Annotated in this window: 14 protein-coding genes; 4 read left to right on the top strand and 10 right to left on the bottom strand. The window is 65.3% G+C overall.

Going from position 1 to position 13,363, the window contains the following annotated elements; translation table 11 throughout:
- The first annotated feature begins 69 nt into the window (after window positions 1–69).
- Together ramB and BST42_RS08595 are read left to right on the top strand one after the other, a co-directional pair.
- Window positions 70–1,494 carry an acetate metabolism transcriptional regulator RamB gene (gene ramB, locus BST42_RS08600; protein WP_083118155.1) on the top strand — a complete coding sequence of 475 codons (1,425 nt, stop codon included), beginning with the start codon at window positions 70–72 and terminating at the stop codon, window positions 1,492–1,494.
- Window positions 1,494–2,030, top strand: a complete 537-nt coding sequence (locus tag BST42_RS08595; RefSeq protein ID WP_083118154.1) for a carboxymuconolactone decarboxylase family protein — start codon at window positions 1,494–1,496, stop codon at window positions 2,028–2,030. The genes ramB and BST42_RS08595 overlap by 1 nt, the downstream gene beginning before the upstream one ends.
- 7 nt (window positions 2,031–2,037) lie before the next feature.
- Here the strand turns inward: BST42_RS08595 and BST42_RS08590 are convergent, their stop codons facing one another.
- The 10 genes from BST42_RS08590 to BST42_RS08545 all read right to left on the bottom strand — a co-directional run bounded on the left by BST42_RS08590 (window position 2,038) and on the right by BST42_RS08545 (window position 10,091).
- Window positions 2,038–2,289: a hypothetical protein gene (locus tag BST42_RS08590; protein WP_083118153.1), complete on the bottom strand. Its 252-nt coding sequence runs from the start codon at window positions 2,287–2,289 to the stop codon at window positions 2,038–2,040.
- A gap of 112 nt (window positions 2,290–2,401) precedes the next feature.
- Window positions 2,402–2,671: a hypothetical protein gene (locus BST42_RS08585; RefSeq protein WP_083118152.1), complete on the bottom strand. Its 270-nt coding sequence runs from the start codon at window positions 2,669–2,671 to the stop codon at window positions 2,402–2,404.
- Window positions 2,668–4,062, bottom strand: a complete 1,395-nt coding sequence (lpdA, locus tag BST42_RS08580) for a dihydrolipoyl dehydrogenase (protein ID WP_083118151.1) — start codon at window positions 4,060–4,062, stop codon at window positions 2,668–2,670. Before lpdA ends, BST42_RS08585 begins: the two co-directional genes overlap by 4 nt.
- A 4-nt stretch (window positions 4,063–4,066) precedes the next feature.
- Window positions 4,067–4,621, bottom strand: coding sequence for a hypothetical protein (locus tag BST42_RS08575; RefSeq protein ID WP_083118150.1), 555 nt, complete (start codon window positions 4,619–4,621; stop codon window positions 4,067–4,069).
- Window positions 4,614–4,892 carry a putative holin gene (locus tag BST42_RS08570; protein WP_083118149.1) on the bottom strand — a complete coding sequence of 93 codons (279 nt, stop codon included), beginning with the start codon at window positions 4,890–4,892 and terminating at the stop codon, window positions 4,614–4,616. The genes BST42_RS08575 and BST42_RS08570 overlap by 8 nt, the downstream gene beginning before the upstream one ends.
- Before the next feature lie 29 nt (window positions 4,893–4,921).
- On the bottom strand, window positions 4,922–5,416 hold the full coding sequence (locus BST42_RS08565; RefSeq protein ID WP_083118148.1) for a DUF779 domain-containing protein: 495 nt from the start codon (window positions 5,414–5,416) through the stop codon (window positions 4,922–4,924).
- Complete coding sequence (adh, locus tag BST42_RS08560) at window positions 5,416–6,939, bottom strand: aldehyde dehydrogenase (RefSeq protein ID WP_083118147.1); 1,524 nt, start codon at window positions 6,937–6,939, stop codon at window positions 5,416–5,418. Before adh ends, BST42_RS08565 begins: the two co-directional genes overlap by 1 nt.
- Window positions 6,940–6,949: 10 nt before the next feature.
- A complete protein-coding gene (locus BST42_RS08555; protein WP_083118146.1) occupies window positions 6,950–8,239 on the bottom strand; it encodes a GAF domain-containing protein in 1,290 nt (429 codons plus the stop codon).
- Between the two features lie 23 nt (window positions 8,240–8,262).
- Window positions 8,263–9,042: an acetoin reductase gene (locus BST42_RS08550; RefSeq protein WP_083118145.1), complete on the bottom strand. Its 780-nt coding sequence runs from the start codon at window positions 9,040–9,042 to the stop codon at window positions 8,263–8,265.
- Complete coding sequence (locus tag BST42_RS08545; protein ID WP_083118144.1) at window positions 9,039–10,091, bottom strand: 2,3-butanediol dehydrogenase; 1,053 nt, start codon at window positions 10,089–10,091, stop codon at window positions 9,039–9,041. Before BST42_RS08545 ends, BST42_RS08550 begins: the two co-directional genes overlap by 4 nt.
- Window positions 10,092–10,185: 94 nt before the next feature.
- Here BST42_RS08545 and BST42_RS08540 point away from each other — a divergent pair, with 94 nt between their 5' ends.
- On the top strand, window positions 10,186–11,484 hold the full coding sequence (locus BST42_RS08540; RefSeq protein WP_165760813.1) for an NAD(P)/FAD-dependent oxidoreductase: 1,299 nt from the start codon (window positions 10,186–10,188) through the stop codon (window positions 11,482–11,484).
- A gap of 56 nt (window positions 11,485–11,540) precedes the next feature.
- Complete coding sequence (locus BST42_RS08535) at window positions 11,541–13,361, top strand: flavin-containing monooxygenase (RefSeq protein ID WP_165760812.1); 1,821 nt, start codon at window positions 11,541–11,543, stop codon at window positions 13,359–13,361.
- The last annotated feature ends 2 nt before the right edge of the window (window positions 13,362–13,363 follow it).

Below are 13,363 nucleotides of genomic sequence, written 5' to 3'. Positions count from 1 at the left end.
CGGGATGCCAACCAGCCTCGGTTGCCAACGCTGCGAAGCCTCCTTCGCAGCCGTGAGTAGGCTGGGCGCGTGGCCAAGACGTTCGTCGGCTCCCGGATACGACAACTCCGCAGCGAACGCGGATTCAGTCAGGCCGCACTGGCCCAGATGCTGGAGATCTCGCCGAGCTATCTCAACCAGATCGAGCACGATGTCCGGCCGCTGACCGTTGCGGTGCTGCTGCGCATCACCGAGGTCTTCGGGGTCGATGCCACGTTCTTCTCGTCGGAGGACGACACCCGACTGGTGGCCGAACTGCGTGAAGTGACGATGGATCGCGACCTAGACCTTGATGTCGACATGACCGAGGTCGCCGACATCGTCGGCACTCACCCGGCGATCGCCCGCGCGATCGTGAACCTGCATCGCCGCTACCGGATCACCACCGCCCAGCTGGCGGCGGCCACCGAGGATCGGTTCAACCTCAACACCGGCGGCAGTGGCTCGGCATCGATATCCATGCCGCACGAGGAAGTCCGCGACTACTTCTATCAACGACAGAACTATCTGCACGAACTCGATACCGCCGCTGAGGATCTCACCATCCGAATGCGGATGCACCGTGCCGAGCTGTCGCGGGAGTTGGCCGACCGCCTCACCATGGTGCACGGTGTACACATCATCCGGCGTATCGACATGGGCGATACGGTGCTGCACCGTTACGACCCGGTCGCGCGCACCCTCGAGATCAGCAACCACCTGTCGTCGGGCCAGCAGGTGTTCAAGATGGCCACCGAGTTGGCGTACCTCGAGTGTGGTGACCTGATCGACAAGTTGGTCGACGAGGGCAAATTCACCAGCGATGAGTCGCGAAAACTCGCCCGCCTGGGCTTGGCCAGTTACTTCGCTGCCGCAACGGTGTTGCCGTACGGGCAGTTTCACAATATGGCCGAGAACTTCCGCTACGACATCGAACGCCTCTCGGCCTTCTACCAGGTCAGCTACGAGACGATCTGCCATCGGCTCTCGACGTTACAGCGGCCGTCGATGCGCGGCGTCCCATTCTCGTTCGTCCGGGTGGATAAGGCCGGCAATATGTCGAAACGCCAGTCCGCCACGGGTTTTCATTTCTCCTCAGCCGGCGGTACCTGCCCGCTGTGGAACGTCTACGAGACGTTCTCGAACCCGGGCAAGATCCTGGTGCAGATCGCCCAGATGCCCGATGGACAGAACTACATGTGGGTGGCGCGCACGGTTGAACGGCGGGCGTCACGCTACGGCCAGCCGGTCAAGACCTTCGCGATCGGACTGGGCTGCGAGATGCGGCATGCCAGTCGGTTGGTTTACTCGAAGGGTCTTGATCTGTCGTCAGACAGCGCGACACCGATCGGCGCGGGCTGCCGGGTGTGCGAACGGGACAATTGCCCGCAGCGGGCCTTCCCGGCATTGGGCCGGGCGCTGGATCTCGATGAGCACCGCAGCACGGTGTCGCCTTATCTGGTCAAGGAGTCTTGATGGGTCAACGTATTCCGCCCGGTGGCCGACGTGAGCTCGGCTTGCTCAACTGGGGCATCTCTCGGTTGGGCGCACGATCGATTCGCGCTCCGCACATGCACCTGTTCGAAGTCCTGGGGCAGCACAAGCTGCTGTTCCTGTCGTTTCTGCCGTATTCGGGCGTGCTGCTGAACTGGGGCAAGCTACCCAAGCGGGACAAGGAACTGGTGATCCTGCGCGTCGGTCACCTGCGCGGGTCGGAGTACGAGCTGCAGCAGCATCGCAGGCTGGCCCGCAGCCGTGGCGTCGATGCGGCCTTGCAGGACAAGATCTTTGCCGGCCCGACGGCCGAGGGATTGACTGACCGTCAGCGCGCGCTGCTGACGGCGGTGGACGAGTTCATTCTGCATCGCGATCTGTCCGATGACACGTTCGCAACCCTGTCGACGCACTTGAGCCGCGAGCAGGTGATCGAATTCTGCGCCCTGGCAGGGCATTACGACGCGATCGCAGGAATTCTGGCCACGCTGCGGGTGCCGATGGACTTCCCCGACTAGGGCCGAACTATCCCTTGTAGGGCTGGGCCTTGTGCGTGACGACGGCCTTCTCCGTGTCCAAAACTGTCGGCGGAATCGTGGTGGTCACCGTCTCGCCCTGCGTCATCGGGCCCGGCAGGATCGGTGCCGCCACAGGCGACGAATCCCCGGGGACGCCATCGTCGAACGCAACAGTCACTGCCCCCATCGCGACCACGGCGCTCCCGCCGATCATTGCCATCAGCACTTTGGTGCTCACAGCACCCCGCCACTCCGCCATGACACAACCCCCCGTTCACAGCCGGATTCTGTCGGAACCGGCTGTTAGGCAGTTGACACCGCGATGCTTGCAGCAGCCTGGAACGGACCTGCCGAAGAGCTGACAGAAGGCGCTACAGGTAAGTGACGCCGAGGACGATCAGCGTGAAGATCACCGGCGAGACCGGCATGCAGCCCAGGAACGCCGCCCACACCATGCGCTTGCGCTGATACTCCCGCCACGCCAGATAGCCGACCGCCGCGGCGAGCACGAGGATGACCGCCGAGAGGATCAGCACCCAGAAGCTGACATCCTGCCCGCTGGTCGCCAACGAGATACCGATCAGCCACAGGATGTGGCCCAGCACGATTCCGCCGATACCGGCGATCAGCGTCGGTCTCAAAAGTTGATCATGTGGCCGGCGAGACCGTGGAAGCATTCCTGGAGTGCCTCCGACAGCGTCGGATGGGTGTGCACGTTACGGGTCAGCTCGTTGACGGTCAGATCCCACTTCTGCGCAAGGGTCAGCTCCGGCAGGAGTTCCGAAACGTCCGGACCGATCAGGTGGCCGCCGAGGAGTTCGCCGTATTTGGCGTCGGCGATCACCTTGACGAACCCGGTCGGGTCAGCCAGCCCGTGCGCCTTGCCGTTGGCGGTGAACGGGAACTTGGCCACCTTCACGTCGTAGCCCTCATCGCGGGCCTGCTGCTCGGTGAGGCCGAAGCTGGCGACCTGCGGCTGGCAGAACGTCGCGCGCGGCAGCATCCGATAGTCACCGAGCGCCAGCGTCTCGGCGCCGGCGATGGTTTCGGCGGCCACCACGCCCATTGCCTCGGCGACGTGGGCAAGCTGCAGCTTGGCCGTGACGTCGCCGATGGCGTAGATGTGCGGCACGCTGGTGCGCATGTAGTCGTCGATGCCGATCGCCTTGCGGTCGGTCAGCTCCACACCGGTCGACTCCAGCCCGAAGCCTTCGACGTTCGGGGCGAAACCGATGGCCTGCAACACCTTGTCGGCCTTGAGCTCCTCGGTCTTGCCGTCCTTGCTGACCACGACGGTCACAGTCGACCCGTCGTCGTCAATGGACTCCACCTTGGTGCCGGTGAGGATCTTCACGCCGAGCTTCTTGTACTGCTTCTCGATCTCCTTGGAGACCTCGGCGTCTTCGTTGGGCAGCGCGCGCGGCAGGAACTCGACGATGGTGACGTCGACGCCGTAGTTCTTCATGACGTAGGCGAACTCCATGCCGATCGCGCCGGCGCCGGCGATGACGATCGACTTGGGCAGCTCCCGGGACAGGATCTGCTCCTCGTAGGTGACGACGTTCTTCGACAGCGAGGTCCCCGGAACCAGACGGGTACTCGAACCGGTCGCGATGATCGCGTTGTCGAACTCGACCTTCTCGGTTCCACCCTCGTTGAGGTCGACCTCGATGCTGTTCGGGCCGGTGAACTTCCCGTACCCGTGGATCTCGGTGATCTTGTTCTTCTTCATCAGGAAGTGCACGCCGGCGACGCGCCCCTCAGCTACCTTCCGGCTGCGGTCGAAGGCGACTCCGTAATCGAAGGTGGCCTCTCCGCTGATGCCGAATGTCTTGGCGTCCTTGGAGAAGATGTGGGCCAACTCGGCGTTGCGCAGCAACGCTTTCGACGGGATGCAGCCCACATTGAGGCAGACTCCGCCCCAATACTTGGGTTCGATGATGGCGGTGTTCAGTCCGAGCTGTGCCGCGCGGATCGCCGCGACGTATCCGCCGGGACCGGCTCCGACAACGACGACGTCATAGTGAGTCACGACCTCAGCCTATCGTCGGACGGGCGATCCATTCGAAGTAGTAGGCGCCATGCAGCAGCGCGGCGGTGGTCACCGAGGCCAACGGCGCCGACATCAGCGCGATGGCCAGCGCTGTTACCGGTGGCCGGTTCTGCACCATCGAGACCAGCATGCTGGCGACCGAGCAGACGATCAGGTAGATCAGCACGCAGAACACCGCGGGGGTTTTCTGCAGCGAGGTGTACCACCAGAAGTAGAAGCCCAGGCCGGCGGCTGCGGCCAGGACCCAGACCGCGGCGACGATGAACACGAACTGCCACCGCTTCACGTACTGGTAGGTGCCTGCGGCGGCCGTCGACGCGGGCGGCACGACCACCGGTTCCGCGTGGAGCGAACCCTCGACCCGGTGCAGGAACGCATCGGTGTCGAAGTTCTCCAACTCGCTGAAGGCGATGGATTCCTCGGAGACTTCCGCCTCGGGTTCGTCGGTCAGTGAGCGGAGCGCGTGGGGATGCGGGCCGGTGTCGAAGATCGGCGCGTGGTGGGGCTCGGTCGACGGGAGGGACGTTTTTTCAGCCATGAGACACCACCTGAACCAGAACCAATGCCCCCAGCCAACCTGGCGCCATCGCCAGAATGAACGCCCCCGCTGTCGTCATCCAGCGGCGCCTCGAGAACAGGATCAGGAGCATGCCGATGACGCTCGGAACAGCAACCACCAAGCCCACCACCAGGTCGGGGCGAACGGGTGTCTTGACCAGCAGGGTGGCCACGACCGCCGCAATGAGTCCGGTCACGGTGCCCACCAGCAATGCACTTGTGAGCAGCCATGCCCGAGGCAGGGGTATCACGCTTACGAGGGTACGTGCAGTGACGCGGTCTATTGCTGAACGACTCCGGCGCGCCGACCAGGGATTGCACATGCGTCTGCCGCTTCGGCAACCACCAGATCGGTCCGTTCGGCCGGACGCTCGCCGCGCTCGTAATCGGCTCCGCTCAGCGGAGAATCGCTGGCCAGCAACCGGTTTTCGGCATCGCTGAACGCCCGTCCGCGACTCAGGAAGCGCATCCCTTCCGGGGCCTCGAGGCTGAAGCCGCCGCCTCGACCGGGGACGACGTCGATGATGAGTTGGGTGTGTTTCCACGTCTCGAACTGCGGGCCGGAAATCCAGACCGGGGTGCCTTCGAGCACCCCGAGCAGCACGTCACGGTCGCCGACGATGAAGTCGCCGTCGGGGTAACACATCGGCGACGACCCGTCGCAGCAGCCGCCGGACTGGTGGAACATCAGCGGCCCGTGCCGCTGCTGCAAGCGGTGCAGAAGTTCGGCGGCTGCTGCGGTGATCAGTGCCCGCGGCGGCGCCTGCTCCGTCACTAGAAGAACCCCTGCGCCTTGTTGGAGTACGAGACGAGCAGATTCTTGGTCTGCTGATAGTGGTCGAGCATCATCTTGTGGTTTTCCCGGCCGATGCCGGACTGCTTGTAGCCACCGAACGCCGCGTGCGCGGGATAAGCGTGGTAGCAGTTCGTCCACACCCGCCCGGCCTTGATGTCGCGCCCGGCGCGGTAGGCAGTGTTGCCATCACGGCTCCACACCCCGGCCCCCAACCCGTAGAGGGTGTCGTTCGCGATCCGGATGGCGTCGTCGTAATCGGTGAACGACGTCACCGACACCACGGGTCCGAAGATCTCCTCCTGGAAAATCCGCATCGCGTTGTCGCCGGTGAAAATGGTGGGCTGCACGTAGTAGCCGCCGTTGAGGTCACCACCCAACTCGGCACGCTCACCGCCGGTCAGGATTTGAGCGCCTTCACTCTTGCCGATCTCGATGTAGGACAAGATCTTTTCGAGCTGGTCGTTGGACGCCTGCGCGCCGATCATGGTTTCGGTGTCGAGGGGATCCCCTTGCCGGACCGCTTTGGTGCGGATCGCCGCCATGGCAAGGAAGTCGTCGTAGATATCGGACTGAATCAGCGACCGCGACGGACACGTGCACACCTCACCCTGGTTGAGGGCGAACATGGTGAACCCTTCCAACGCCTTGTCCTGATAGTCGTCGTTGGCGGCCATCACATCGGAGAAGAAGATATTCGGGCTCTTCCCGCCCAGCTCCAGCGTGACCGGGATCAGGTTCTGGGAGGCGTACTGCATGATCAGCCGACCGGTGGTGGTCTCCCCGGTGAACGCGATCTTGGCGATCCGATTGCTCGACGCCAGCGGTTTGCCGGCCTCCACACCAAATCCGTTGACCACGTTGAGGACTCCGGCGGGCAGCAGGTCGGCGATCAACGAGATCAGATACAGCACCGACGCCGGGGTCTGCTCGGCAGGCTTCAGCACGATCGCGTTACCGGCGGCCAACGCCGGCGCCAGCTTCCACACCGCCATCAGGATCGGGAAGTTCCACGGAATGATCTGCCCCACCACCCCCAACGGCTCGTGGAAGTGATAGGCCACGGTGTCCTCATCGATCTGCGACAGCGCGCCTTCCTGAGCGCGTATCGCGGCGGCGAAATAGCGAAAATGGTCCACCGCCAACGGAATATCGGCGTTCAGCGTTTCCCGGATCGGCTTGCCGTTATCCCACGACTCGGCCAGCGCGATCGACTCCAGATTCGCCTCAATCCGGTCAGCGATCTTGTTCAAGATCACCGCCCGCTCCCCCGCCGACGTCTTACCCCATGCCGGCGCCGCGGCGTGCGCGGCATCCAACGCCTTCTCGATATCGGCATCGGTCGAGCGTGCGACTTCGCAGAACACCTCACCGGTCACCGGCGTCGGATTCTCGAAATACTGACCGCCCACCGGCGCAGTCCACTCACCACCGATGAAGTTCTCGTAGCGGGACTGAAAAGACATGGCAGATCCCGACGTTCCGGGGCGGGCGAACACTGGCATAGGTACTCCTCTACGAGACACTTGCATTGATACGAACGGCGCGAACCGCGGGTGCGGTCGACGCGGGCAACACCATCGAGAGGTCCGCGGGATAGCGCACCGTCACCTCGATTCCGCCGGCGAAGCGATAGGGCTGGGCGGCAAGCAGACCGGCGAACTGCTTGCGCAGCCGGGACAATTCGGCGCGGACCGTGACGACCCGGGAACGATCACCATAGAGGTCGGCTGCCAACTCGGGCGCCGATCGGCCGCGCGGGTCCCGCGCCAGGATCAGCAGGATCTCGGCGTGGCGCAGCGAGACGTCATGGCGCCAACGCCCGAACTGTCCCGTCATGTCCAACGCCGGTGCGCCTGCGACGGTCAAGTCCAACGAGGCCTGCGCCAACGCGGGCGCATCGTCGTCGTCAGCCGGCCGAACCAGCCAACCGCCGGGCAACACGTCGATATCGCAGATACCGAAGCTGGGGATCCACGAGCGGCCTGCCGCGACGTCCTCGGGCAACAGGATGCGATGGTGCAACGGCAGCGAATCGACGGCCGCCACCCAACCCTCGGCGTCGACCGCCAACGCGGGCTTGCCGATCCGGGCCAAAATCGGGGCCGCGACCATGCGCAGCCGGTTCAGGGTGCGGTCGTGTTGTTCGCGCAGGTGTGACTCGGCGAGCCGGGCGACAGCGTCGACCAGAGCCACGGTCGTCGGGTGCACGGTCGCGGCGGGGCCGGAAACGTCGACCACACCGATCACCTGCCCGGTTCGCGGATCGCGGATGGGTGCGCCCGCACACGTCCACGAGTGGTGGGTCCGTAGAAAGTGCTCGGCGGAGAACACCTGCACGGCGCGATTGGACACCAGCGCGGTGCCGATGGCATTGGTACCGACCTCTCCTTCGCCCCAGTGCGCACCTTCGATGAAGCCCAACCGGTCGGCGTTGGTGAGAACCGCGGACGATCCCGACCGCCACAGCACCCGGCCCTGCGCGTCGGCGACGACCAGGATGTTGGTGCCATCAGCGACCAGCGATTCCAGCCCGCGGGAAACGTCGTCGAGGACCGCCATCAAGCCCGAGGCTCGACGGAGCGCCTCCAGGCCGCCGGCTTCCACGACGGGCTGGGCGCGGCGGTCAGGGTCCACACCGGCCGACATCAGCCGCTGCCACGATTCGCCGATGACGTCTCGCGGGCGGGCCGGGGCGCGATGGCCCGCCATCGTCGCGTCGTAGACAGCCGACATCAGCCGCGCATAGTTGCGCGGATCCTCGCCGAGCGCGACTGCGGGCTCAGGCACGTAGACCCCTTGCATTACTGCCGATTGTGCTCCGCATCTCAGCGGTAAACCAGGCCGCCGTCGATCAGGCCCGACTGACCGGTCATGTAGTCGGCGTCCGGGCCGGCCAGATACGAGACGAAGCCCGCCACGTCGTCGGGGGTTTCTGCGCGACCCAGGGCGATACCACCGACGAACTTCTTGTAGGTCTCGCCTTCGGCGGCGCCGGTCAGTTCGGCGAACCGTTTGTCGATCTCCACCCACATGTCGGTGCCGACCACACCCGGGCAGTAGGCGTTCACCGTGATCCCATCGGCGGCGTGTTCCTTGGCGGCGGCCTGAGTGAGTGCACGCACGGCGAACTTGGAGGCGCTGTAGGGGCCGAGCATGGCGAAGCCGTCGTGGCCGGCAATCGACGACGCATTGATGATCTTTCCCTTGGTGCCGTTCTCCCTGAACTTGGCAACAGCGGCTTGAGTGCCCCACAGCACGCCGTTGACGTTGATCGCCCAGAGCTTCTCGATCTGTTGGGGCGTGACGCCGACGATCGGACCGACGAGGGCGATTCCGGCGTTGTTGACCATGATGTCGAAGCCGCCGAGCGACGAGGCGGCATGGTCGACAGCGGCGAAGACCTGTTCGCGTTCGCTGACGTCAGCGACGAAAGTGGTTGCGTTGCAACCGATCTCTTTGATCTCTTCGGCGACGGCGTCAATGCCGTCTGGTCGCACATCCACGAGAGCGAGATCGGCCCCGTCACGGGCGAGTCGCAGCGCGATGCCGCGTCCGATACCTCGCGCCGCTCCGGTGACCAGTGCGACCTTGCCATGCAACCTCATGATTCTCCGTTCGGGTCGACCAGAACCTTCATCTTGGTGCCGGCGTGCAGCGCCTCGAATCCTTCGTCGACCACATCGTCGATCGGAATCCGGGTCACCCAACCGGTGGTGTCGTACCTGCCGTCGGCCATCAGCGCGATGACCGCGTCGAAATCGGCGCCGGTATAACACAGCGATCCCTGGATGCGGGACTCGTTCATCACCAAGTTGAGAAGTGGTGTTTCCAAGGGCTTTTCGTAGATCGCGACACTGACCATGGGTTTGCGCGAACCCACGCAGGCCAGCGCCGTCGCCACCGCGGGGGTGACGCCGGCGGCATCGAACACCGCATCGGCCCCGCGTCCTCCGGTGTGCTCTGCGATGAAGCCCGCGACGTCGAGGGCGGTTGGATCCAGCGTCGTCGCGCCGAGTGCTTCGATGGCGGCGCGCCGGGTCGGAGAAGGTTCGACCACGAGGACGTCGTCAAGGCCCTTGCCGCGCAACGCAAACCACAGTCCTATCCCGATCGGGCCGGCACCGAACACCATCGCGGTGTCGCCGGGGTGTGCGTCGCCCAGGGTGGCGGCGTGGTACGCCACCGACATCGGCTCGACGAGCGCCCCGAGTTCCAGCGAGACGTTGCCGGGGAGCTTGTGCAGCATGCCGGTCGGCACCACGGTGTACTCGGCCATCCCACCGTCGGACATCAGCCCGTGGAAGCCGATCTGCTGGCAGACGTTGTAGTTGCCCGCCCGGCACGGTGCGCAGTGGTCGCATCTGTAGATGGGTTCGACGGCGACGCGGTCGCCTTCCGCCCAGCCCGTGACCCCGTCCCCGACCGCGGTGATGGTGCCCGAGAATTCATGCCCGATGGTGAGCGGCAGTTCGGCGCCGGTCAGCGGATGCGGCTGGGTCGGGATGAAGATCGGCCCAGCGTAGTACTCGTGCAGGTCGGTGCCGCAGATCCCGTTGAAGCCGACTTTGAGTTTGACGGTGCCCGGCCGCGGCTCGGGTTCGGCGACGTCATCGATCTCGATCTTGTTCGGTCCGTAGTACACAGCTGCCTTCATGCCGCAGTTCTATGTGACGACGACCACATCGGAAAGAGTTGCAGGGGGTTGCAGCCGACGTTGGTACGTTGCGTACGGGGGAGGACGGTTCTGCATGAAGGTGTTCGACGTCGTCATCGTTGGGGCTCGATGCGCCGGATCGCCGCTGGCCGCAAGGCTGGCGCGGCGCGGGCTGGACGTCTGCCTGCTGGACAAGGCGCAGTTCCCGTCCGAGACGCCATCGACCCACATCATCCAGCCGCGCGGCGCGCAGGCCCTCGAGCGGATCGGAGCGCTCGACGCAGTCCTGTCGGCCGGAGCCGCGACCATCAACAGCTTCACGATGGTCAACGACGACGTGCGCATCGAAGGCGAGTTCGACGAGTCGACGTTTCCCCTACCGGGGTTGTGCGTACGGCGCGTCACGCTCGACGCGGTCCTGGTCGACACCGCCGCGAACGCCGGCGCGGACGTGCGCACCGGCGTCAAGGCCACCGGCCTCATCACCGTCGGCGAGCGGGTCGCAGGCGTCGAGACCGATCACGGACCGATTCGCGCGCGGTTGGTGGTCGGGGCCGATGGTCGGCATTCGCAGGTGGCCAAAGATGTTGGTGCGAAGGAGTATTCGATCACCCCCATGGGAAGGGTTCCGGTGTGGGGGTACTTCGAGGGCGTCGCCGATCGCGAAGGGCGCCTGCGGCTCGCACGTCTTGGAGAGAACGCCTACCTGGCCAGCCCCACCGATGACGGTCTGTACATGGTTTGTGTTGCGGCGGGCACCGACAGCGGCGCCCACCGGGAGGAGGCGTTCGCTGCCGCGCTGGAAGGTTGGCCTGAGCTCGCCGATACCCTCTCCGGCGGCCGCCGGATCGGACCGCTGAGGGTCATGGCCAAGTGGCACGGCTATCTCCGCCAGGCGGCCGGACCAGGCTGGGTGCTGATCGGTGACGCCGGTCATTTCAAGGACTTCACACCGGGCCAAGGCATCGCAGATGCGCTGTGCCAGGTGGAGCTGCTCGACCAGACCCTGCCCGCCGACTTCGGCAACGCGTCCAACCTCGACGCCGCGAACCAGCGGTGGTGGCGGTGGCGTGACCGCGACGCCTACGCGATGCATTGGTTCGCCTCCGACCTGGGCGCGCCCGGTGCGCCGACCCCCGTGATCACCGAGGTGCTCCGCGACATCTCCGGCGACCCGGAGGCGCGCAGAACCCTGATGCGTGTCCTCAACCACGAGGTCGCACCGAGAGAACTTCTCGCGCCACGCCGTCTCGCCGTCGCCGTGGGACGCGCCGTCCGCACCCGACCTCGTGAGATCCGTACGACCGGGCGGGAGGTCGCGGTGGCAATCCGCAACGAGGTCCGTCGTGCCCGAATGACCCGAACGGTCCCACCCGGATTGCACGCGCCCTAGTTGCAACGGCTCGCAACTCTTGCCAGGTCTTGCGCATCGGGTGTGGTGTGGCTCACATGACTTCAACTCTCGAACCCCAGACCACCAGCGCCGTGACGCCGCAGCAGCGCGTCGATGCCTGGCTCGCCGACTTCGAAGCTGCCTTGCGCAGCCGCGACGTCGCGCGCGTCGTCGGCATGTTCGCCGTCGACAGCTTTTGGCGTGACCTGGTGTCGTTCACCTGGAACATCAAGACGATGGAGGGCCGTGATCGGATCGCCGAGATGCTCGGCGCGCGGCTGTCCGACACCGACCCGTCCGGCTTCCGCACTCGTGAGGAACCCACCGTCGACGGCGATGTCACGTCCGCCTTCATCGAGTTCGAGACCGGCGCGGGACGCGGCACCGGACACCTGCGTCTCAAGGGGAATGAGGCGTGGACGCTGCTGACCGCGCTGCAGGAACTCAAGGGACACGAGGAGCGCAAGGGCGCCTCCCGGGTGCTGGGTGCGGTTCACGGCGACGACCCCGATACCCGGTCGTGGGCGGAGAAGCGCGCCGAGGAAGAAGCCCAGCTGGGTCGCACGGTGCAGCCCTACACACTGGTCATCGGAGGCGGTCAGGGTGGAATCGCCCTGGGTGCGCGGCTGCGCCAGCTCGGGGTGCCCGCCATCGTGGTCGACCGTCACGAGCGGCCCGGGGACCAGTGGCGCAAGCGGTACAAGTCGCTCTGCCTGCACGACCCCGTCTGGTACGACCACCTGCCGTACCTGCCGTTCCCGCAGAACTGGCCGGTGTTCGCGCCCAAGGACAAGATCGGCGACTGGCTGGAGTTCTACACCCGGGTGATGGAGGTGCCGTACTGGTCGAAGACCACCTGCCTGTCGGCGACTTTCGACGAGGCCGCCCAGCAGTGGACCGTCGAGGTCGACCGCGACGGTGAGCGGCTGACCCTGCATCCCACTCACTTGGTGCTCGCGACGGGCATGTCAGGCAAGCCGCACGTGCCGGCGCTGCCGGGTCAGGACATCTTCCGCGGCGATCAGCATCACTCCAGTGCCCACCCCGGCCCCGACCCGTACGTGGGCAAGAAGGCGGTGGTGATCGGCTCGAACAACTCCGCCCACGACATCTGCAAGGCGCTCTACGAAAACGGTGTCGACGTGACCATGGTGCAGCGATCGTCGACGCACATCGTCAAGTCGGACACCCTGATGGACATCGGTTTGGGTGACCTGTATTCCGAACGCGCGCTGGCGGCGGGAATGACCACCGAAAAGGCCGACCTCACGTTCGCGTCGCTGCCGTACCGGATCATGCACGAGTTCCAGATTCCGCTCTACGACCAGATGCGGGAGCGCGACAAGGAGTTCTACGCCCGGCTCGAAGCAGCGGGGTTCGAATTGGACTGGGGTGCAGACGGATCCGGGTTGTTCATGAAGTACCTCCGTCGCGGTTCCGGCTACTACATCGACGTCGGCGCCTGCGACCTGGTGGCCGACGGCAGGATCAAGCTGGCTCACGGCCAGGTCGATCGGCTCACCGAGGATTCGGTGGTCCTCGCCGACGGCACCGAACTACCTGCCGACGTGGTGGTCTACGCCACCGGGTACGGGTCGATGAACGGCTGGGCGGCCGACCTGATCGGCCAGGAGGTGGCCGACAAGGTCGGCAAGGTGTGGGGGTTGGGCTCGGACACCCCGAAGGACCCCGGCCCCTGGGAGGGCGAGCAGCGCAACATGTGGAAGCCCACCCAGCAGCAGAACCTCTGGTTCCACGGGGGCAATCTGCACCAGTCGCGGCATTATTCGCTGTATTTGGCGTTGCAGCTCAAGGCTCGCTACGAAGGAATTCCCACACCGGTGTACGGGCTGCAGGAGGTGCATCACCTGAGCTGAGG

This window comes from Mycolicibacterium rhodesiae (assembly GCF_002086695.1).
Classification (GTDB): Bacteria; Actinomycetota; Actinomycetes; order Mycobacteriales; family Mycobacteriaceae; genus Mycobacterium; species Mycobacterium rhodesiae.
The sequence above is the reverse complement of the archived record's forward strand: the minus strand, read 5'-3'. Positions and strand labels throughout refer to the sequence as shown.